The organism is Nostoc sp. (assembly GCF_036919675.1).
GTDB lineage: Bacteria > Cyanobacteriota > Cyanobacteriia > Cyanobacteriales > Nostocaceae > Nostoc.
Genome location: NZ_JBALCP010000060.1, coordinates 108,070 through 128,953, shown reverse-complemented (window position 1 = coordinate 128,953; position 20,884 = coordinate 108,070). Strand labels below are relative to the sequence as shown.

Here is a 20,884-nt window from a genome sequence, read left to right as displayed (position 1 = left end):
CTATATTAACACCTAATTTTAGTAAGTTAATCTAGTGTAGTTAATTTATGTAGAAGATTTAATAACTATTAGAGTTAATCCGGCTCTTGCCAAACGCTTGGCATACCTGTGCAAATGCCTCTCTCAGCGCTCCTATCACTGATAGGTTAAAGCTACAGAGCTTTTGCCAATAAACACTGAAAATCGGGTTAGTCATGTCCTCACTTCAACAGATGGCTGTCACGCCTAGAATCATTGAATTACTCCTAACTAATGAAGTTTTCGTCGTGCTGCTGCTAAAATTAAGCGTTGTTCAGCACGAGCGATCGCCTGATATGTTCGCTCGACTGCTTCCGGTTCAACGGAAATGGAAGTTATGCCCCATTCCACTAACTTATCAATAATTTCTGGATAAAGGGCTGGTGCTTGACCGCAAATTGAACAAGGTATCCCAGCACTTTTAGCCATTTGAATCAGTTGAGCGATCGCCCTCATAACTGCCGGATGAAGTTCATTAAATACTTTTGCTAACTGTCCTTGTTCTCGATCCACTCCTAGCAGTAATTGGGTTAGGTCGTTTGTACCAATAGAAATTCCAGCTGCACCTGCTTTGACATATTCTGGCAGTAAAAACAGTACACTTGGCACTTCTGCCATCATCCACAATTGAAACTGTGACACCTCAGTTAAAAGAGCTTGCTCAACTTTGCGACGGCAAAAGACAAACTCTTCTACAGTCCGAACAAAAGGCAACAGTAGATTGACATTGCTGTAGCCAGCTTGCTGTACACTCGCTAAAGCTTTCAGTTCTAACTCAAATACTGCGGGATTTCGTAAATAGCTGAAGGTGCCACGTTCACCTAACATCGACTGGGGTGAAGATTGTAAATTATCATTCAATGAAGGGAAATCCTGCGATCGCCAATCTAAAGAACGATAAAAAACTGGTCTTGGTGCAAAAGCACGGGCAAACTGCATAATCTGCTCAGACCATAGCTCTAACAATTCTGCCTGACGCCCGCCTAAAATCCAACTATTGGGATGTTGCCCAGACAAGATATTTAGTACCATTAATTCTGAGCGCAACAATCCCACCCCATCTACAGGAAAACTTTGCACTTGTTTTATTAAAATCGACTGACTCAAGTTAACCAGCAGTTGGGTAGCAATCATAGGTAGATGAGAAGTAAGAGGAAGATGGGGTGTTTTGGGGTTGGGGTGATTTGGGGAAATAAAATTTTCTCCTCTCAGTCTCCCACTTTCCTCCTCTCTACCTCTTTCCATCTCCTCCTTTGAGTTTCCTTTGATCCGATAAACTTCTCCTCTGTCGCCATCGAGCAGCAGTCGTTCGCCAGTTTGGATTAAGCTTGTAGCAGATGTTGCGTTCACTACTGCTGCGATACTTAATTCTCTAGCAAGAATTGCAGCGTGGCTGGTTAATCCGCCTTGTTCGGTAATAATACCAGCAACTTGTTGCAGTAATGGTAGCCAATCAGGTGCGATCGTTGGTATTACTAAAATTACTCCCTCAGGTAGTTGTTCAGGTTTGTGTTGCGGATTGGTAATTACTAGGGCATTCGCCACAACCCGTCCCCCTGCCGCCCCTAGTCCCCTAATGAAGTGTCCGTGGGGAATTACAGATTGGGGAGAACTAACTTGTGTTATGTAGAGCTTGCCAGATGTAATTTGTTGAGCGATAGTCCATTTGATGGTAAAAGTTTTACCTAGTTCACTTACCAGTTGAGTTCCCAAAGCAATTATTTGTTGTAAGTATTCTTCTTGTAAAGCGTACTGTTTTTGTTGGGCTGACTGAATTACGTAGCTACTTAGACAAGTGTGATCTGGCGTTAACACTGAGTTCGGCACGGGTTGCAAAAAAGCTTCAGGGGCTGGATCATCAACACCATAAGCCAGCATTTTATTGCCCAGATGTTGCTCAAGCACAACCCCAGTTGCCTGTTGAACGTAGTAAACATCTGGCTGGACTTCGCCAAGAGAGATCGCAACTCCTAATCCCCAAGTAGCTTCAATTTCCCACCCAGAGGAGTTGGCTCTAAGCAAGCCACTGGCGATCGCATTCTCAACTGGTTGAACCAAAACTGCTAAACTGATTTGTTGCAGGTTAATTCCTGAGTGCTGCCAATATAGTAGACTTCTAGCACGAAATATCTGGCTCCAGGTACGCTTTAATGCAAAAGCGATCGCTTCGGGTTCGCACTGGCAAAACACCGACTCCAGCAAACCAGATATATTCTTTAGACCTGGGGTAGCAGTCGATACTGCCAAGGTAGGTCGAAGAATCAAACAGCCAGTTTGCCATTCTCTAGCTGCTTGGAAAATTGTACTCACCCACTGTTGTGGCACAGTCGCAGTGAGGATTTCTTGGCGCAAGCGACCAGCCACCTGCTGAAGTTGACGCCAATTAGTGACATCCAGGTGTAACGAAGAATGGGGTAAGTCAGCCACTAATGACTCTGAACTATTGAGATTTTCGAGAAATTGTCGCAGAAATTCTGCCGAAACGACAAAACCAGGCACCACAGGATAGCCACGCTGGATAATTTTGCTCAAGTAAAACGCTTTGTCACCTACTTTAGCGCGGTCTTGTAGTTTAATTTGGTCTAGCCAGTAGAGTTTGTCCACTCAATTTGTTAGTGTCAGTTGTCTATTTGTAATCACAGCCATTCCCTCTTGGTACATTATCAGCCGTAAATCCATTGACTACTTACTAGCAAGAGTTTCCAGCATTTACGTATAATTTGCCGATCTTATTAGTGGTTAATTGCTAGTTACACAATGTATTACTGTAATTCAACTCCTTTGTAAATCAAATTTTTTCCTTCATTTCGCCTCTTTTCGCTGAAACCGGGGGTTTAGTTGTTTGATCGAGTTGTAGATGGCGGTATCTAATTATTGAGTGTATGAGTTAAATCTAGCAATTTGAGGTAGAATTTTATGGCTCAGTCATTTTAAATAGTTCAAAACCTATTTAATAAACTGATAAATTCATGTCGGTTGACCAGATTATGATCATTGTCATAATTTAAGAATGCAAACCTTCATTTATTATTGACAAAAATAATATCTTATTGTTAAATAATATTAACAATGGAAGATATTAATTTGCACCTAACAAAGTATTCCTAAATTGATAGAATCCAAATATTATATAGGCTTTTAAATTACACCCGTTGAATTAGACCCCATCAATAAAAGATAAAATATTTTTGCACTATTTTTGTAAAAATATTACTAATTAACCTAATACAGTTTGAGGGAAGTCTGCCTACCTTTAACAAGGGATTTTGCTGCAAGTCTTGTTAATTGAGATGGTAGCTGGATTTTTGCCGTGCTGTACTAATATTTATTATATAAATAAAATTCTCTATACCAGACTAAGCATTGCCAAACACTTACTACCTTGCAACTAATGATTGGCTAAATATCAGCCTCAGGCTATGCCTTGCCTTACTTATTGGAGCAATTATCGGCTTAGAACGCCAAATTAAGCGCAAACCAGCGGGTTTAAGAACTCATATGCTCGTGAGTTTAGGTTCAGCCATGTTTACTCTCATAATTATCCAAACAGGTGGGTCACAGTCCAGTCCTGATGCACTCAGCCGCGTGATTCAAGGGATTGCAGCCGGTGTAGGATTTCTTGGTGCTGGAGAAATTGTCCGCCAATCTTCCCAAAAATCACAGCAACCTGAAATTCACGGACTCACCTCAGCAGCGGCTATTTGGGTTTCGGCTGCTTTGGGAATTGCTGCTGGCTGTGGTTTGTGGCAGTTAGGATTAATTGGTGCTCTGCTGACTTTTCTGGTTCTCAAAGTTTTTAAAAGGTTAGAAAAACATCCATAGTCTATCAATGTCTAAGTCTTATATCAGTCAAAAACGCCCAAAATATAGACTATAGCGGTTCTCGTTTGGATGCATTACAGTCTGACCTCACTTCCATTCCTCTCTCCTAAAAAGAGGAGCCACTGCGCCCTTGCGCTCTGCCGACTTGTCCCTTGCGCGTCTCCCCTTCTCCCAAAGGGCTACGGTGTACACATAAGTCTGAAAATAGCTGAAGAAGACAGGTTTTACCCCACCCTAACCCTCCCCGATGTATTGGGGAGGGAACTGGATTTCCGGCTTCCCCCCGATGTATTGGGGGGATTGAGGGGGTAATTTAACTTGTGTGTACACCGTAGCTTGTGAAGGGGAGGGAACCGGAAATCTCATTTCCCCCCTTTATAAGGGGGGATTAAGGGGGGTGATACGACTTATGTGTACACCGTAGCCCAAAGGGAGAGGCTAGCGCTAAGGGAGAAGCACGTGGCATCAGAGGCTTTGAGGCTTACTCCTCAACGCTACAAGGGTTGGGGCTGTTCTTGTTAGGTCTGGATTTCATGCAATTGAGAATCGCTATAGATAAAGGTTATGAGACTTGCCAACGCCTAACTTGTGAGAAATACGAGCTAAGTAAGGATTGTTTGTATTAAGCTGAAGTGCAACGATGAATCTTCTTGAATCTGTAGTTATTAGATTTTAGAATATTAAATAATTTGGTGTTGCTGAGTAAAAAGATGAATTTGCATAACAGGTTTTCAACCAGAATTATTAGACCTGTGGGATTATTTCTCCTGCTTTCACAAAAAGAATTTGGGAGGACTTCAACCACTGGGAATCAAAAGAACCCAAATGAGTGGTAGTAATCAGCGTCTGAAAGCGGTCTTGAATAGCATCAAGCAATTGATTTTGGCGGGACAGATCGAGTTCGGCAAGAACATCATCAAGTAATAGCAGCGGTGGCTCTTTGACGACTTCTTCAATTAATTGTAATTCTGCTAATTTTAAGGCTAGAACCAGCGTTCGTTGTTGACCTTGAGAACCGTATTGACGAGCGGGTGTCTGATTAATAGTTAATTCTACTTCGTCTCGATGGGGGCCGACGAGAGTAGTGCCTTGGTGCATTTCAGCGATCGCTCGCTGCTGAATTTTTGCTAAAAAAGCTTGCTGCACTTCTTCTGGATGGTTATCCTCTAAAGGAATATTAGGCACATACTTGATTTGTAAAACTTCTGTACTACCGCTGATACTGGCGTGGCAAGCACTAGCAATGGGAGCTAATCTTTGTATAGCGCGATCACGTCGTCTAATTACCCGTGTCCCTGTGGTGGCTAACTGTGCATCCCATACCGCCAGTTCTGAATCCTGATTGCTAGGTGCTGAGTCTTGAGTTTTTTTTAAAAAAGCATTGCGCTGGCGTAACACATGATTATACTGCTGCAAAATGTGAGCATAAACTGGTTCGAGTTGAATTAAGAGTGTATCTAACCAGTTGCGGCGACCTTCTGGGCCGCCGCGTACTAGTTCTAAATCCAGGCTGGAAAATTGGACTGCATTCAGAACGCCGAGAAAATCCATTTGACGGCGGATAGATTCACCATTGAGAGCAACGCTACGGCGACCGTTGCGGCGTAAGGTTAAGGTAAGGTCACTCACACCTGTTTGTCGCTCAAGAGTAGCATTAATTTGAGCTATAGCTTCCCCTTCTTGAACTAAATCGCGATCGCGGGTCATTCGGTGCGATCGCAATGTCGCCAGCAACTCCACCGCCTCCAACAAATTCGACTTTCCCTGAGCGTTATTACCTACCAAAATTGTTTTGGCAGCATTAAACTCAACCTTTTGGTCTTGGTAATTGCGAAATTGTCGGAGGTTTAGAGTTTTGAGGTACATAAGTGCGATTTTGGATTTTGGACTTCGGCTTACCTCGACTCCTTTCGGCTACGCTCAGGGCGAGTCGCTCAGTACAAGTCGCTCAGTCGAACGATTTTAGATTTTGGATTAAAGATAAATCTAAAATCTAAAATCTCTTTTTTAGACAGCCTTCTTGCCCATAATCCGCAAAAATATCTTCTCCAATTCAATCCACACAAACATTAAGGCGCTGAAGCCAATACAAACCCCTAATTCCTGCATATTCAGGTAGTGAGTACCAAAGAAATCTCGCAGGGGCGGGACGTAAACTAGCATCAGTTGCAAAATCGTGGTTACAACAACAGCCGCTAGTACAAATATATTGGAAAAGGGATTCATCTCAATAGTCAATCGGTTGTTGGAGCGAATAGCGATCGCATGACCCATTTGGGCGATACACAAGGTAGTAAATACCATTGTCTTCCAAGTATCGCGATCGCCCTGATACCCAGCAGCATGGGTATGTTGATAAGCCCACCACATCAAGGCAATGGTGATAATGGCAAATATTATACCAATGCGAATTATGTAAGAACCCAATCCCCTAGCGAAAATACTTTCGCGGGGACTAAAAGGTGGACGTTGCATCACATCCGGTTCTGGAGGTTCCACAGCTAATGCCAAGGCTGGTAAACCGTCTGTTACCAAGTTCATCCACAGAATTTGTAAGGGAGTAAGGGGAACGCCTCCCAAACCAATTAAGGGTGCAGCTGCAATTGTGAGAACTTCGCCAATGTTACTGCCGAGGATGTATTTAATAAAGCGGCGGATATTGGTGTAAACAACTCTGCCTTCCCTGGTGGCGCTGACAATGGTGGCGAAGTTGTCATCAAGTAACACCATGTCGCTGGCTTCTTTGCTGACATCAGTGCCAGTGATGCCCATTGCAATACCGATGTCAGCTTGTTTGAGGGCTGGAGCATCGTTGACACCATCGCCTGTCATTGCTACAAATCGGCCCCGGCGTTGCAATGCTTGAACAATTCGCAGTTTGTGTTCTGGAGAAACCCTAGCATAGATGCTTACCAGGTCAACATTTTGCTCTAATTCCTGGTCAGTCATTCGCTGCAACTCTTGACCTGTGAGGAGGCGATCACTTTCTTGGGCTATTCCCAAATCGGTAGCGATCGCTCGTGCTGTTAACTGGTGGTCACCAGTGATCATCACTGGGCGAATGCCTGCGTCCCGACACTCTTGGACTGCTAACCTCACCTCTGGGCGTGGCGCATCTAGCATTCCCACTAATCCTAGCCACACCAAGTCTTGCTCAAATACTTCATCTGAACCTTCCGGTGGGATCTGTGCCAGGGGTTTGTAGGCAAAACCTAGCACCCGCAAACCTTTACTCGCCATTTGGTCATTTTCTACCAAAATTTTCTGGCGTTGTTTTTCGGTCAAGGGGGCTGTATGATTGCCCAAATGAATCTGAGTGGAACGTCCCAAGGTTAACTCTGGAGAACCTTTGGTAAACATTAAGTAAGGTTCAGATTGGAGAAAACCAGCGATGGCTGGGTCAACACCTCTCGAAGACGCTTCACCTGTGGCAACTTCCTGCACCTGAGAAATCACGCTCATCCGCTTGCGTTCCGAGGAAAAGGGAAACTCCGCAACGCGAGTTAATTTACTGCTCCACTGGTCTTTTTCAATTCCCACTTTTCCCGCCAGTGTTAACAATGCCCCCTCTGTCGGATCTCCCAAAATCGCCCATTCCCCTTGTTCTTTTTGCAACACCGAATCATTACAAACGGCACAGACGACTGATAACGCTGAGATTTCTGGCGACTCCTCTGGGGAAATTTTTTGACCATCTAACTGGAAATCCCCTATGGGAGCATAACCTTCTCCAGTGACGCGAAAGGTTTTGTCGTTAGTGGAAACCGATTGCACCACCATTTTATTTTGAGTCAGGGTACCGGTTTTATCAGAACAGATGGTAGTTACAGAACCCAATGTTTCCACTGCTGGCAATTTGCGAATTAAGGCATTCTGGCGCACCATTCGCTGAGTTCCCAGTGCCAAGGTAACGGTAATTACGGCAGGTAAACCTTCTGGCACTACAGCAACAGCCATACTCAAGGAAACTTCCAAGAGTTCTTGGATGTTTTTAAAACCTCCGTCCTGGATCACACCGCCAGCGACGACGATCGCCACGAGAATCAAAGAACCTGTAACCAGGACGTTGCCCAGTTGAGTCATCCGCTGCTGTAACGGTGTAGGTTCACTTTCCACCGACTGCAACATCGTGGCAATTTTGCCTAGTTCTGTTGTCATTCCGGTGTTAGTCACCAGAACCTTGCCTCGTCCTTGGACTACTTCAGTTCCTTGAAAGACAATATTTAGGCGATCGCCTAAATCTGTTTCTTCGGGCAATTTTAATGTTGCCTGTTTATTCACCGCTTCGGCTTCACCAGTCAATGCCGACTCACGTACTTGTAAATTAGACTCTTCTATCAAGCGTCCATCTGCGGCTATCTGCATCCCAGCTTCCAGCTGCATTACATCCCCTGGCACTAGTTCCTTAGCTGCTATCTCCACCAGTCTAGCGTCGCGGAAGACCCGCACTAAGGGAGAGGTCATTTTTTTCAAGGCTGCCAGGGCTTTTTCGGCACGGCTTTCTTGGACGTAGCCGAGTATGCCATTGAGGATGACAATTGCTAAAATAGCGATCGTATCTTTAAATGGCACTTCACCAGGCTTCAAATTGCCCGACTGCAAACGCATCAGGTCTAAAAACCCAGAAATCAGAGCTACGCCAATCAGCATCAACAACATAATGTTCTTGAACTGATCCAGCAGAATTTCCCAAGCACTACGGCCAGCAGTTTCTTCTAATTCGTTGGGGCCGTATTGTTGCAACCTCTGTTGAATATCTTGGGATGTTAAGCCACTGTCTGCGTTACTATCGAGCAGGTCTAGCGCTTTATTAACTTCTAAACTATGCCAAACGGCGGCACCTTCAGGCAGAGAATTAGCAGACATCGTGTAGGTCACAGGAAATGGTTACAAAATTCGATCATAATTTAGTGATGGCAGGAATTCCATCTTCTAAAGTTACATTAAGGCGATCGCCCAGTTGCATGAGTGGATCTGTAATTCTTAAACATTTGTAAATTTCTTCTTTTTTCAGATAGTATTATTTCTCACGAAAGAGTTTTTCGGAAAACTTTGTACCGATAATTATGAGTAATAGAGCTTGGAAGCTTTGTTACATAGCATATGCCACAATTAATTTGAGGCTGCCATTTTTAATTTACATCTGCTCAATAGCCAAAGTGCATGGCACGATTGCATTTCTTCTCTACGATCCGCTATGCGAACATTTTGAATTTTGCCCAAAGTTGAGCCAATCGCTTGCGTATTTACCCCCGCTCAAGCGAACTGGTGTGCTAGTAAGGTTTCCTCAGCTAGCAAACTTTTCCAGCCGAATTTTTAATTTTGAATTGCTTCGGCGTGCTAAATCATTCAATAAATATGCTTAATATTAGTTTCACACCCCCCACTGTGACCGCAAGCCAGATGTTTGGGCAAAAAACAATTCGACCGCTTACTGCTGCTACCCTGTGTGGCATTACTTTCATTAAAGACAGACTGATTGCCATTGACAGTATTAAAGGGCATCTACTGGAGATTGATCCCACCTCTGACAACAGCAAAATTCTCAATCCCCATCAAGTTAAAGAATTTACCGATGTCACTGGTCTGGCGGCGTGGGAAGATACCCTCTGGGTGAGCCGAGAAAATAGTGTTTACTTGTGCAAGCTCAATGCTTTGGATCTAGAACATTTTGTGACATTGCCTTATGAGGCTGATGGCGTTGCTGTTTGGGAAACAACAGTTTATGTCAGCTGCCAAAGACTAGGCTACATTCTGATTTTTGACCGCCAAACGCGAAAAGAAATTACCAGATTTTATGCCCCTGGAGTTGGGATAGAGAATTTAGCAGTGAGTCAGGAAATGCTGTGGATTTGCGATCGCACCGAACAATCAGTTTACGCGATGGACAGGGCAACGGGAGAACTTCAATTCAGTGTCCTGACACCCTTTGAATCTCCCACAGGCATCGCAATCCATAAAAATGGCGAAACAGGCAAAGAAAGTATTTATGTCGCTTACGCCTCAGAGGAGCCTTATATCCGGGACAACCCAAATGCTGATCCGAGTCATGAGCTAACGTTCCGCGATCGCACTTTTATTCATCCCCTGTATTATGATTACCAGCCAGATAAGCGTTACGCCCTCTCTAATGGCTATCTGATTGAAATGTCGTATGCTGAGGAAATTGCACCCTTAGACGAGGTTTATTTACCTGATGTGGAATGGCGCATCGCCCTACCCTCGGAAACTGAGCGTCAAAAGGTGAAACACGTTGAACCCATTGGTATACCCTTTACCGAAGATGTGGTAGAGGGGCAACGTGTAGCAGTCTTTAAATTTGATTCTCTTACTCCAGGAGAACGGCATGTATTTGGCTGGAAAGCCCTTTTGGAAGTTCGAGGGATTAAGTATCGCATCACACCCAGAGATGTGGAAGATATACCAAAAGTGTCCCCAGAATTACAAACACGCTACCTAGTGGATGACGACGATTTAGCAATGGATACTACCATTGTTCGCCGTGCCGCCAGAGAAGCTATTGGTTCTGAAACCAATGTGCTGCGGAAAATGCACAGCATCCGCAACTACGTCTATGATCAATTATCTTACGGTATTAAACCTTACATTGACGCGCCAGATACAGTTTTAGAACGGGGCGTTGGTTCCTGTGGCGAATATGTCGGCGTCTTACTTGCCCTATCCCGTTTAAATGGCATCCCTTGTCGGACTGTAGGTAGGTATAAATGTCCTCCCCATAGTGACTTACAAGGTGTGCCGCTACAACCCGACTTTAATCATGTTTGGCTGGAGTTCTACGTCCCGAATTTTGGCTGGTTGCCAATGGAATCAAATCCTGACGATGTGGCTGAAGGTGGGCCTTATCCGACGCGCTTTTTTATGGGCTTATGCTGGTATCACATTGAAATTGGCAAAGGCATCACCTTTGAAACTGTGACAAGCAAAGGTGCGCGCCTAACCAAAGAAGATATCCCCATTGGTGATTTGGCGATAAATCATATTCGGTTCACAATTCTTAAAGAATTACCGCCCTTTTGAATTTGGGTATTGGAAAAAGAACCCTAAGAAAGTGAGTAGGGTGTGTTATGCCGTAGGCTAACGCACCTTAATCCTCTCTGCTTAACCTACTATTTTCATCTACTTCTGAACTCTTGTTACTATTCAAGTATTCTTCAAACAATTCAAAAAATTTCTGTAGTGCTTCATGCTCATCTACAGAATAGAAAAGAATTATTTTAGACCATGACTGACCTGACTTAATTCCATATTTTTCTTGAACCCATGATTGAAAACCTTCAAATTCTCTTTCTGGCTCAGTTGGAGGTACGCCAACTTCTCTTCGAGCCAGACTATATCCCCGCAAAACCATATCAAGCTTAGTAATTGAGCTAGTACCTAAGAACATACCTGGTCTCTTCTTTATGCCCTTTAAAATCTCGTTATAAATATCAAACTGACGAAACCTCAAATCCTGACGAAGCCTTAAAACGTCTTCATTTTCTGGAATTTTTGAATCATCTTTCTGTTTTAGGAACTTTTCAAATAGTTCAAAAAAGCTATAGAAAGCATTTCTCTCACTACCACAAATAAACAAAATTATCCCAGCCCATGATTGTGAAACTTTAGTTTTGGCTCTTTCTTGCATCCACTCGTTAAATCCCTCGGTTACATAGCCTTCTTGAGTAAATCCTAAGTGGCTTAAACTACTTAAATAACCATTCAATAATGAATAAAGACAAGTAATTGATGGTTTGTCTATGTACATAACCGGATTATCTTTAATCTCTTGAAGAAGTCTAAAAAAATTACTCATATTGATTACCTACGCTTAAATTTAGAATAAGTATCCTGATTGTCGAAAACTTGCTCCGCTATATTCTTTACTATAAAATGTGAGATTATTCATCCACTGCTGTGCTGGAACCCCATCAGGGTGGTGGTTATCAAAAACTATCTCTTCTCCATTGATTCTAATCGCAATGCCTTCATGATGACCATTAATTGAGATAGCATCTGAGCTTGCTGGAAGACTATCATCCATAATAAAATCATCCTCTCTGACTTGTCTTGTCGTATCAAGTGTGACACGCCTTCCATGAATACTTTGCTCTTTCAAGTAAGCCTCTATTTGATCAGCGCATTCAACACATTTTAAATTTTCATCTGGTTTGTAGCTGTTTATAATATCGCGGATGTCTTGAAGAACTTCAGGAGTAACTTTTCCTGACTGATCGGGCGCACTGCTTGCGAATGGAACATTAGGATTGTACGGTTCTGGATCATTCGTATTTACTATTCCGTCATTATCATTGTCTAAGTCAATTGAATCTGGAATGCCATCTTTATCAAAATCAGGAATTCCAGGAAAAGTAAAAAATCCAGACTCCTTTCTCAACAAACGCTCATCTGCGGGCGTATTAGGGTCGTCTGTCTCTTGCCCTGGAATTACAATTGTAGGAGCATGAATCTTATCTCCAGGATTTAATATGCCTCCTGCTGGCATTGAACTAATTAAACCTTGCCAATCAGAGGATGTCAGGGAATTAACAGCTTGATTCCGTAAATATTGGCTCCAATTCTTCCACTGGGTTGGATCACCTTCAATAGCAACCTGACCAACACATCCTGGAACGGGAGAGAAGTCAACAAGTAAAAGATATGGGTTAGTAAAGTACCCTAAACCAGAAGCATAATTAGGAGAGGCAGTACAGTTAGGAGTTATCCACTTTCCATAAAGATAATAGCTCCCATCAGACTGCTGAGTAAAAGTTATTGTATTAGGAAACCAAGCAGTACCTGTGGGGCCACCTTTCCCACCACAAGCAACAATATCAGCGTGAGACTCACAATACCTTTCCTTAGCCTTTTCCTGAGCCTTCTGATTTTGACCCTTGTTCCAAATATAATAAGCCGCAACGCCAGGTAGGCGCATATCCCCAACAACTGTAGTCCCAGCAACAGCTTCCACAGAAGAAGTAGTAGCTCCTGTAGCTGTAGTTGTGCTAATTGCTGTTGTTCCGGCAGCCTCCGCAGTAGGGGCAGCAATAGTAGGAGATAATTCCAAGCCTATAGCCGCAGCACATTCAGGTTGAACAGCACAAGCATCTAGAGACGACAGCAATGCATAGGCAGGTTGAGGTAAAATCCCTTTAAATATTAAAAGTAAAAGAAAAGTCCAAATTCCAACTGATTTAGAAACAAATTTATTTATCATTAATCGCATTAGTCTTAACCCCTGACAACCCAAAAAAAAATCGGTGTAGTTCATATCTAGGTTGTCTGATAGGAGTGATAAGCGAGAATAGTAAAAGTACGATAACTTAGCAGCTATTTTTTGAAGATTGAACCAAGATAAAGAGGTAAAACAATTAGCTATTAACTCTTAAACTGGGCAGGGGATATGATTGAGGCTGCTTAAAATCTGCAAAATCACAGATTGAGTTAAATGGGCAAAAGCGGCAGTGAGAGCCAGGATTGGGAGGGAAAATTTTACTGAAATTAGTAGTCTCTTCCTGATACTTTTGCAAATCGTGCTGGTGCTTGTGGGCAACATTAGCTAACTCGAATTTTAAGGATTCTAATTCACTATTATTGATGCTAATTAACTCTGACTTTTTAGATATTTCTAAATTATAAAATGATGCAACCGCTTCCCGTCCTGGATAAAGATAACGAGCAGCTAATAAATAAACTAATGCCTGTCGTCGGTCAAAAGCCGACTTCCCAGTTTTGAAATCTAAAATATGTAAAGTGCGATCAGATTCAATGAAAACGCAGTCCATAGCCGCATATAAGCGAAAGCAATAATCTTCTTGTTCAATTACTATCGGTTTAGGAAAGCCTTCATCGCCCGGAGTTAATTGGATAATATCTTTATCCAAAAGCAACGGAGCATCGTGATATTTTTTTAAAATTTGCAGGACGCGTTGCTGGACTTGATTGCTTGAGTTGCCTAATTTCAGTAACTGTGCAACTCTTTCTACACCATCTGCTTGCTTCAACAGATGCCTGTGATGATGAAACTCATAAACACCTTTTTGGGCGAGTATCCCAATCCGCTGGGGTGCGGTGGCTTGCGCTAACAGCGCTTTGACCTGTGGTTCGTGTTGCCGTGCTTTGATAAACCCCCGTCTCATCTGGCAATGCCAGCGTTCTTGCCCGGTTGCTGGGGCAACTAGAGACCAAAGGTGATAACTGGCAAAAGGTCGATCGGGGGTTGACATTGCTCAGAAACAGTGAGAGAAAATACGATGGGGAGAAGTTTAACCTAAGGCTTCCTTAGAAAAGAACTTCGGAGAATACTTGCTGCTACACACGCTTTGCGGGAAGCTTTAATAGTACTGATAATGTACAGGAGCAAGTGGCAAAAATGTCCAGCAAGATAAAATTTGGCACCGATGGATGGCGAGGGATTATTGCCGATGACTTTACTTTTCCCAATGTGCGGAAAGTAACAAGGGCAATCGCCACTTACTTAGAAACAGCCTACACAAAAGATAGACCAGTACTTATTGCCTACGATACTCGCTTTTTAGCTGACGAGTTTGCCCAAACAGCGGCCCAAGTCCTGGCAGACTTGGGTTGGACTGTCAAAATTACTGATCGGGATTGCCCTACACCAGTAATTGCCTACAACGCCCGCCACCTAAATTCCGCAGGGGCGTTGATGTTTACTGCTAGCCATAATCCAGCACCCTACTGTGGAATTAAATATATACCCGATTATGCTGGGCCTGCCACTCCAGAGATTACTGATACTATTGTCGCAAATATCGAAAGTGCATCGGATGAGTTGCCTGGGAGCAACCCATCGGGTTCAATTTCTATTTTCGATCCCAAACCAGATTACCTGCAATTTATCTACACCCTACTTGATGTAGAACGGATTAAAAGCGCTAATTTAAAGGTAAAGTACGATGCGCTCTATTCTACCTCTCGCGGCTATTTAGATGAAGTTTTGCAACATAGTGGCGTTCAGTTAGAAAGTTTCCACGATTGGAGGGATGTTTTATTTGGCGGTGGAATGCCAGAACCCAAAGGAGAACAATTAGTAGAGTTAGTGGAAGCAGTACTTCGCGATCAAGCTGATTTGGGCTTGGCGACGGATGGAGATAGCGATCGCTTTGGTATCGTTGATGAACAAGGAACTGTCCTCACTCCTAATACTGTGCTGCTAGTTCTAGCACGTCATTTAATCAAAAACAAAGGAAAAACTGGCGCTATCGTCCGCACTGTGGCGACAACTCACCTGCTGGATAATTTTGCTGCTAAGAATGGGCTGCAAATTTATGAGACACCAGTAGGTTTTAAATACATCGGCGAAAAAATGCGGGAAACTGCTGTATTAATTGGTGGAGAAGAATCAGGCGGTTTGAGTATTATCGGGCATATTCCCGAAAAAGACGGGGTTTTAGCCGATATGCTGGTGGCAGAAGCGATCGCCTACGAAGGCAAACCTTTGAGTCAACTTGTCAAAGAAGCGATTGCTGAAGCCGATGGCCCACTTTACAACAACCGTCTTGATTTGCACCTCACAGAGGGGCACAAAACCGCCGTCATCGACTCCTTTACTAAAAATCCACCTACAGAGGTAGCAGGAATTAAAGTCAAGGAAGTCGGGCGTAAAGACGGTATTAAGCTGTATTTAGAAGAAGGTAGTTGGGTTTTACTGCGTCCTTCCGGTACAGAACCACTGGTGCGCGTCTACCTAGAAACCAACACTCCCGAAAAACTCACCCAAATCGCCCAAGAGTTAGAGAGTGTCATTGCTAAATTAGAAGCAGTAGTTTAATCAATCAGAGTTAGAAGTCAGAGTTATGAGTTAGGAGTTAAGAGTTGTAAATTAGCAATTCTTAACTCCTAATTTATAACTTCGAGCAAAATGTGAATTAATAACTCCTCACTCCTAACTCCTGTACAGACGCGATTAATCGCGTCTCTTTTATCAAAGTATGAAAATTGCTCCTTTTTTTACATCTCTAGTTGTAGCTGTTTGGGTAATAGCGATCGCAATTATTTCAGTCCAAAATGCCACACCCGTATCGTTAAAATTCTTAACATTCCAATCGATTCAGATACCAATGGGTTTAGTGCTAGCTTTCAGTGCCGGTATAGGGTTAATTGGCATGGCACTGCTGCAACCTCTCTGGGGACTTGCTAGTTTTGGCCAGCGTAATTCTCGATTGGAAGACGATGCCGAATTTTTTGTTGATGATGAAGATTTTTGAGGCTTGAATAGCTATGCAGTACCAAAACATTATTACGATCGAACCAGGAAAACGAGGAGGTAAGACTTGTATTCGAGGAATGCGAATTACTGTATACGATGTTTTATCTTATCTTGCTTCTGGCATGACCTCCGAAGAAGTGCTTGATGACTTTCCTTATTTGACACAAAAGGATATTTTGGTTTGCCTAAGCTATGGGGCTGATCAAGAACGGCTATGAGTGGAACTTATACAGCAGATTTTAATTTGTGGATTGAACAAACAACCCAACTATTGCGATCGCATCGCTGGGATGAAATTGATGTGGAACATCTGATTGAAGAGGTTGAAAGTTTGGGCAAAAGTGAACGACGAGGTATTGCTAGTCAACTAACTCGCCTACTGTTGCATCTACTCAAGTGGCAATATCAACCTCAGCGTCGCTCAGATAGTTGGTTGGATTCTATTACTGATTTTCGTACCCAAATTGAGTTAGCCATACTTGATAGTCCTAGTCTTAAGAGTTATCCTACAGAGCAACTTGAGGAAAGCTATCAAAGGGCGCGTCGCCAAGCAGCCAAGCAAACGGGGATAATTGTATCCGTGTTTCCAGAAGAGTGCCCATATTCTTTAGAATTAGTGTTAGATGAAGACTGGCTACCGCAAGCAAGCGATATTTGATATTTATTTAGGGAAAGTGCGAATCGACGGACAAGATTTTGATATTCCTGTCCATGTGGGTGAAGGCAGTTTTAGTGCTAGCTTTCAATGCTGGTATAGGGTTAATTGGCAATTCCAACTAAAATCATAAAAAGTGAGTGACAGCTTAGATGTATATTAAAAATTTACAGATTCAGAATTACAGACCCATAGATAATATAAGCTTAAATTTAGAATTCGATAATAATTCCTCTGTAATCCCTCCCTTAATATTTCTTGGTAAAAATGGTGTGGGTAAAACCTTATTATTGTCATTTATAGTTGATGGACTTATCGAACTAAAAAGAAGTAAATATGGGAAATTACAGGAAGTAGAAAAAAATCAGTTTTTCAAAATTGGCAAGTAGGATTATATAAAAGCTTCTAAAGACTTTAGTTATGTAAATATTGATTTTGAAACATATGGCAAAATATTAAGTTATACAGAATTAGTTACTACTTTGTCATCTTCTGCATTTAATTCAAATTATTCGTCAAAAGTATTTTTTAATTTTGATGTTAATGAAAGCATGTTCCAAAAACATGGTTTTTATAAAAAAACATCTCCAATAGATGAAGTTAAAGAAACTTTAGAAAATAATATTTTTTTATATTTTCCACTAACTAGATATGAAAAATCGGCATGGTTAGGGAAGAGTGCTAAGATTGATTTTCAATTTTCTGAAAAAATTGTAGGAGTATCAAATACGAACATAGTAAAAAACAATGTTTTGAAAAAGATAGAAGTATGGATTTTAAATATTTTACTAGATCAAGCAATTTATGAAAAAAGAATCCAGCCAAGAATTACACCATCAGGCTCGGAACAATTATGGTTAGGCTATTCCGGCAAGAATACGGATACACTTGAACTGATTAATAAATTACTAACAATAATTTACAAAGTAAAAAATAAAAATATTGAGTATGTCAGAATAGGAGTGAGTGAAAAAAAACAAAGAAATATAGCTATAATAATAAAAATTCAAAATGAAACTGAAATAAACATATCACCTTCCTTTTCTCATCTATCTTCAGGAGAAATAATGCTAGTAGCATTATTTGTTTCAATACTAGAAGAATATGATTATATTAATAATACTCAAGCTCATGACACATCTGATATATCAGGAATTGTATTAATAGATGAAATAGATTTACATCTTCATATTGAATTACAAAAAGAAATACTTCCACAGTTATTAAACTTCTTTCCTAAAATACAATTTATTATTACTACCCATTCTCCATTTTTTATTTTAGGATTAGATGCAGTTTATAATAATCAAGTTAAACTAATTGATTTACCTATAGGTAACGAAATAACAATTACAGAATTTAGCGAATTTCAAAAAGCATATGACGTATTTATTGAAAAAAATGAGCAATTTAAGACTTTATATAAAACTATTAGTCAAGAACTATTAATCTTGAGAAAGCCAAGAATTATTACAGAGGGAAAGACTGATTGGAAGCATTTAAAAAAAGCATTAATAAGATTACAAAAACAAGGGAAATTTAAGCAACTAGACATAGAATTTCTGGAATATGAAAATGAAATACAAATGGGAGATGGTGAATTAATTAAAATGTGCGAGCAATTTGCCAAAACTCTACATGAGAAAAAAGTAATATTTATTTTTGATAGAGATAATCAGGATATTATAAAAAAAGCCGATGGCAATAACCTATTTAAAGATTGGGGCAATAATGTTTTTTCTTTTTGTATACTAGTTCCATCACATAGAAGAAAGTATTCAAATATTTCTATTGAATTTTATTATAAGGATGATGAAATTAAAACTATAGATAACTCAAGTAAAAGACTTTATTTTTCTAATGAAATCGATATTGTTACTAAACAAAGTGCAACCAATAAGACAGTAGAAAAGCATATTAATGCATTAAATAATCCTAAATTAAATGAAGAATATGATAAAAAAATATATGATCAAGATGTAGATAAAATTCAAAATGACACTGGGAACTTAGTAGCTTTATCCAAAAGTAACTTTGCAAATAATATTTACAATGATAAGGATGGTTTTAAAGAGTTTGACATAATTGAATTTGAGAAAATATTTGAGAAAATTGAAGAAATATTATGCTCATAGAAGTATGATTTATGAAAATAATTTATACAGTAATGCGATCGCTCATGACTGTAAATTGATTGGAAGTAAGGAAACCCAACAATTTATCTATCTTTAGCCACTAGACTACTTTTGGGTAGACGTTTTCTAGCAGCTTGCCGCAGGCATCACAACTGTTAGGATGAAGGGCAGGAGGATTAATTATGTCCAATACTGCCCAAGAGATATACACTCAAGTTGTTTGTAACTTGTCACCGACTGAGCAGCTACGCTTGGCAACCCTGATTCTGAATGAGCTAGTCCAGCAAAATTTGTCCATTATCGACCAAAGTGATATTTGGACTGAGCAAGATCAGCTTGATTTAGCATCCTTCTGCTCACAATATGCAGCTTCAATTTTCCCTGAAAGTGAGGAGACAGCTTAGTGACATTCAATATCGGTGATGTAGTCACTGGCTAGTTGGGCAGCTTTGGGTTAGTTGTAGCTTGAGGTAATCAATGAAGTCCAAAATTTCTGTATCACTGAGTTGTAGGCGCGATCGCTTGTTATATCTCTGCTGTAAATACTCCCTTCCCTGCTCTGGAGTCCAATTTAATTGGGCTAAATATGTATCACTTTGAGCTATTAAAATTGCATGAATTTCTGATGCTGTTGTATTAGCAGATATTTGTATTGACTCTTGATTGAAATTTTGAATTCTATTAATTTTTAAACTGACTTTTTGCCCTAGAGCTTGCCAATCAATTTCATTATGTCCATCCCAACTAACACCTACAGAGCGATAAGTGACTGGATCGTAAATATTACAAAAAACTACATTACTATCTCCTGGGCTAACAGCGATTGTCAATGGATTACGCAGTTGTTCAGAAGTAAGGACATCTAAAGATAACAACAAACTTTTAGAAAAGTAAGATTCACTTCCTGAACGGATAATATAGGGTTTGTCTGCCAAAATATATAAATCGTTTTTTTCAACTACTCCAAACTTAGTTTCAACCCTTTTGTTAACTTCTATTCCTGTTATCGCTCCAGTTAAGGCTCTCTCATAAATTGGGATGCGTCTTTCATCTTCAGCGAGCATATACCAACAGTGATCGGCTTCTTTGCTGACAAAGACATATTGAGGTTTTGGGACTGCTCCAAATCCTAATTTAACTTCCATATTTTTGATAAATGTTTTGGTAAATATATTTATTGAGCAACGAGCCTTTACGATTTGTACCGTCAAGCTATGAGTTACTTTATAGATATAATTCCCTAACCAGGAAGCTAATTAACATGAAGGCAGCGAAAATTACGAAATTTGGTGAATCTACGACAAAGTTTCTGGATCAATACCTAGTGCATTCAACCTTTCAATTAACATTTTCACCTGTTGTTCTGCTTCCACACGTCGCTGTTCTTCAAAAGCTGTGCGTTCTTCGGCTTCCCTGATGCGTTCTTCTGGTGTCAGCAATTTTTGCCCTTCTTCGTCATACCAGTACAGCCACTCCCGCACTATACCTTGATAAATTCCCCGTTCTCGCCCAATTCCTAAACCAATCTCTGGTAGCCAAACAGGATTTCCTGACATTAAGATGTATTCCCCATCAACTAGGCGATACACCTCCAAAGGCGGCTTTTTATGCCGAAGAGGACTATATACAACGTAGTACAAAATTTCTAATTCTTTGGCATACAATTCTTTCTTGCTGCTATATTCTTCCCGATATATTTGGGAAACAACTTCTAGTGCTAAAATCGGCAGTTTATTTTCTTCCCACAGCACATAACTCAGGCGCAAGTCCTCATCAATGAAGCGTTTAACTCCTAAGCTGAGAAACCCATCAGGGACAATGGCTGGTTTATCTGGGTGATAATAAATACCCATCTCAACACCGAAGAACCAATCCCAGCGATCGCACCAAACCAAAGCTAGTGTCGTTTTCAGCAAGCCGGGAATTAAATTTTGGAGTTCATTATCCACAGCGGTATCATCTGAGTCGGGTAATTCTTCGGAAGATGGCAAACAATGTAGCGGATTGTAGTTTAACATGAGCGGT

Annotated in this window: 17 protein-coding genes; 9 read left to right on the top strand and 8 right to left on the bottom strand. The window is 41.1% G+C overall.

From position 1 onward, the window contains the following. Positions 1-249: 249 nt before the first annotated feature. Complete coding sequence (locus V7K49_RS12360) at positions 250-2,622, bottom strand: putative PEP-binding protein (protein WP_335205726.1); 2,373 nt, start codon at positions 2,620-2,622, stop codon at positions 250-252. A 759-nt stretch (positions 2,623-3,381) separates the two neighbouring features. Here V7K49_RS12360 and V7K49_RS12355 point away from each other — a divergent pair. Beyond that, a complete protein-coding gene (locus V7K49_RS12355) occupies positions 3,382-3,840 on the top strand; it encodes an MgtC/SapB family protein (protein WP_335205725.1) in 459 nt (152 codons plus the stop codon). 744 nt (positions 3,841-4,584) lie between these two features. On the opposite strand, the gene recF is transcribed toward V7K49_RS12355, so the two are convergent. Together recF and V7K49_RS12345 are read right to left on the bottom strand one after the other, a co-directional pair. After that, the gene (gene recF / locus V7K49_RS12350; protein ID WP_335205724.1) at positions 4,585-5,706 is read right to left on the bottom strand and encodes a DNA replication/repair protein RecF; all 1,122 of its coding nucleotides are present in this window, start codon (positions 5,704-5,706) and stop codon (positions 4,585-4,587) included. Between the two features lie 141 nt (positions 5,707-5,847). Then, positions 5,848-8,706: a cation-translocating P-type ATPase gene (locus V7K49_RS12345; RefSeq protein ID WP_335205723.1), complete on the bottom strand. Its 2,859-nt coding sequence runs from the start codon at positions 8,704-8,706 to the stop codon at positions 5,848-5,850. A 492-nt stretch (positions 8,707-9,198) separates the two neighbouring features. Here V7K49_RS12345 and V7K49_RS12340 point away from each other — a divergent pair, with 492 nt between their 5' ends. Continuing rightward, a complete protein-coding gene (locus V7K49_RS12340; protein WP_334867475.1) occupies positions 9,199-10,878 on the top strand; it encodes a transglutaminase family protein in 1,680 nt (559 codons plus the stop codon). A 67-nt stretch (positions 10,879-10,945) separates the two neighbouring features. Here the strand turns inward: V7K49_RS12340 and V7K49_RS12335 are convergent, their stop codons facing one another. From V7K49_RS12335 to V7K49_RS12325, 3 genes are all read right to left on the bottom strand, one after another. Further along, complete coding sequence (locus V7K49_RS12335) at positions 10,946-11,653, bottom strand: hypothetical protein (RefSeq protein ID WP_334867477.1); 708 nt, start codon at positions 11,651-11,653, stop codon at positions 10,946-10,948. Between the two features lie 21 nt (positions 11,654-11,674). Next, entirely contained in the window at positions 11,675-13,108 is a 1,434-nt protein-coding gene (locus V7K49_RS12330) for a papain fold toxin domain-containing protein (RefSeq protein ID WP_335205722.1), read from the bottom strand. Between the two features lie 100 nt (positions 13,109-13,208). Then, entirely contained in the window at positions 13,209-14,063 is an 855-nt protein-coding gene (locus tag V7K49_RS12325; protein WP_335205721.1) for a PD-(D/E)XK nuclease family protein, read from the bottom strand. A gap of 146 nt (positions 14,064-14,209) precedes the next feature. On the opposite strand from V7K49_RS12325, the gene V7K49_RS12320 reads away from it, so the two are divergent. From V7K49_RS12320 to V7K49_RS12295, 7 genes are all read left to right on the top strand, one after another. Then, positions 14,210-15,631, top strand: coding sequence for a phosphoglucomutase/phosphomannomutase family protein (locus tag V7K49_RS12320; RefSeq protein ID WP_335205720.1), 1,422 nt, complete (start codon positions 14,210-14,212; stop codon positions 15,629-15,631). Positions 15,632-15,791: 160 nt separating this feature from the next. Further along, positions 15,792-16,067 carry a LapA family protein gene (locus V7K49_RS12315; protein WP_335205719.1) on the top strand — a complete coding sequence of 92 codons (276 nt, stop codon included), beginning with the start codon at positions 15,792-15,794 and terminating at the stop codon, positions 16,065-16,067. A gap of 13 nt (positions 16,068-16,080) precedes the next feature. Beyond that, positions 16,081-16,287 (top strand): DUF433 domain-containing protein, encoded by a 207-nt coding sequence (locus tag V7K49_RS12310; protein WP_335205718.1) that lies wholly within the window; start codon positions 16,081-16,083, stop codon positions 16,285-16,287. Beyond that, positions 16,284-16,727, top strand: a complete 444-nt coding sequence (locus V7K49_RS12305) for a DUF29 domain-containing protein (RefSeq protein WP_335205717.1) — start codon at positions 16,284-16,286, stop codon at positions 16,725-16,727. Before V7K49_RS12310 ends, V7K49_RS12305 begins: the two co-directional genes overlap by 4 nt. Before the next feature lie 149 nt (positions 16,728-16,876). Beyond that, positions 16,877-17,113 (top strand): AAA family ATPase, encoded by a 237-nt coding sequence (locus V7K49_RS34655; RefSeq protein ID WP_442948664.1) that lies wholly within the window; start codon positions 16,877-16,879, stop codon positions 17,111-17,113. A 93-nt stretch (positions 17,114-17,206) separates the two neighbouring features. Further along, entirely contained in the window at positions 17,207-18,859 is a 1,653-nt protein-coding gene (locus V7K49_RS12300; RefSeq protein WP_335205716.1) for an AAA family ATPase, read from the top strand. A 182-nt stretch (positions 18,860-19,041) separates the two neighbouring features. Further along, a complete protein-coding gene (locus tag V7K49_RS12295; protein WP_335205715.1) occupies positions 19,042-19,263 on the top strand; it encodes a hypothetical protein in 222 nt (73 codons plus the stop codon). Between the two features lie 24 nt (positions 19,264-19,287). On the opposite strand, the gene V7K49_RS12290 is transcribed toward V7K49_RS12295, so the two are convergent. Together V7K49_RS12290 and V7K49_RS12285 are read right to left on the bottom strand one after the other, a co-directional pair. Continuing rightward, positions 19,288-20,004 (bottom strand): hypothetical protein, encoded by a 717-nt coding sequence (locus V7K49_RS12290; RefSeq protein WP_335205714.1) that lies wholly within the window; start codon positions 20,002-20,004, stop codon positions 19,288-19,290. 150 nt (positions 20,005-20,154) lie between these two features. Then, the gene (locus tag V7K49_RS12285; RefSeq protein ID WP_335205713.1) at positions 20,155-20,877 is read right to left on the bottom strand and encodes a Uma2 family endonuclease; all 723 of its coding nucleotides are present in this window, start codon (positions 20,875-20,877) and stop codon (positions 20,155-20,157) included. Positions 20,878-20,884: the final 7 nt, after the last annotated feature.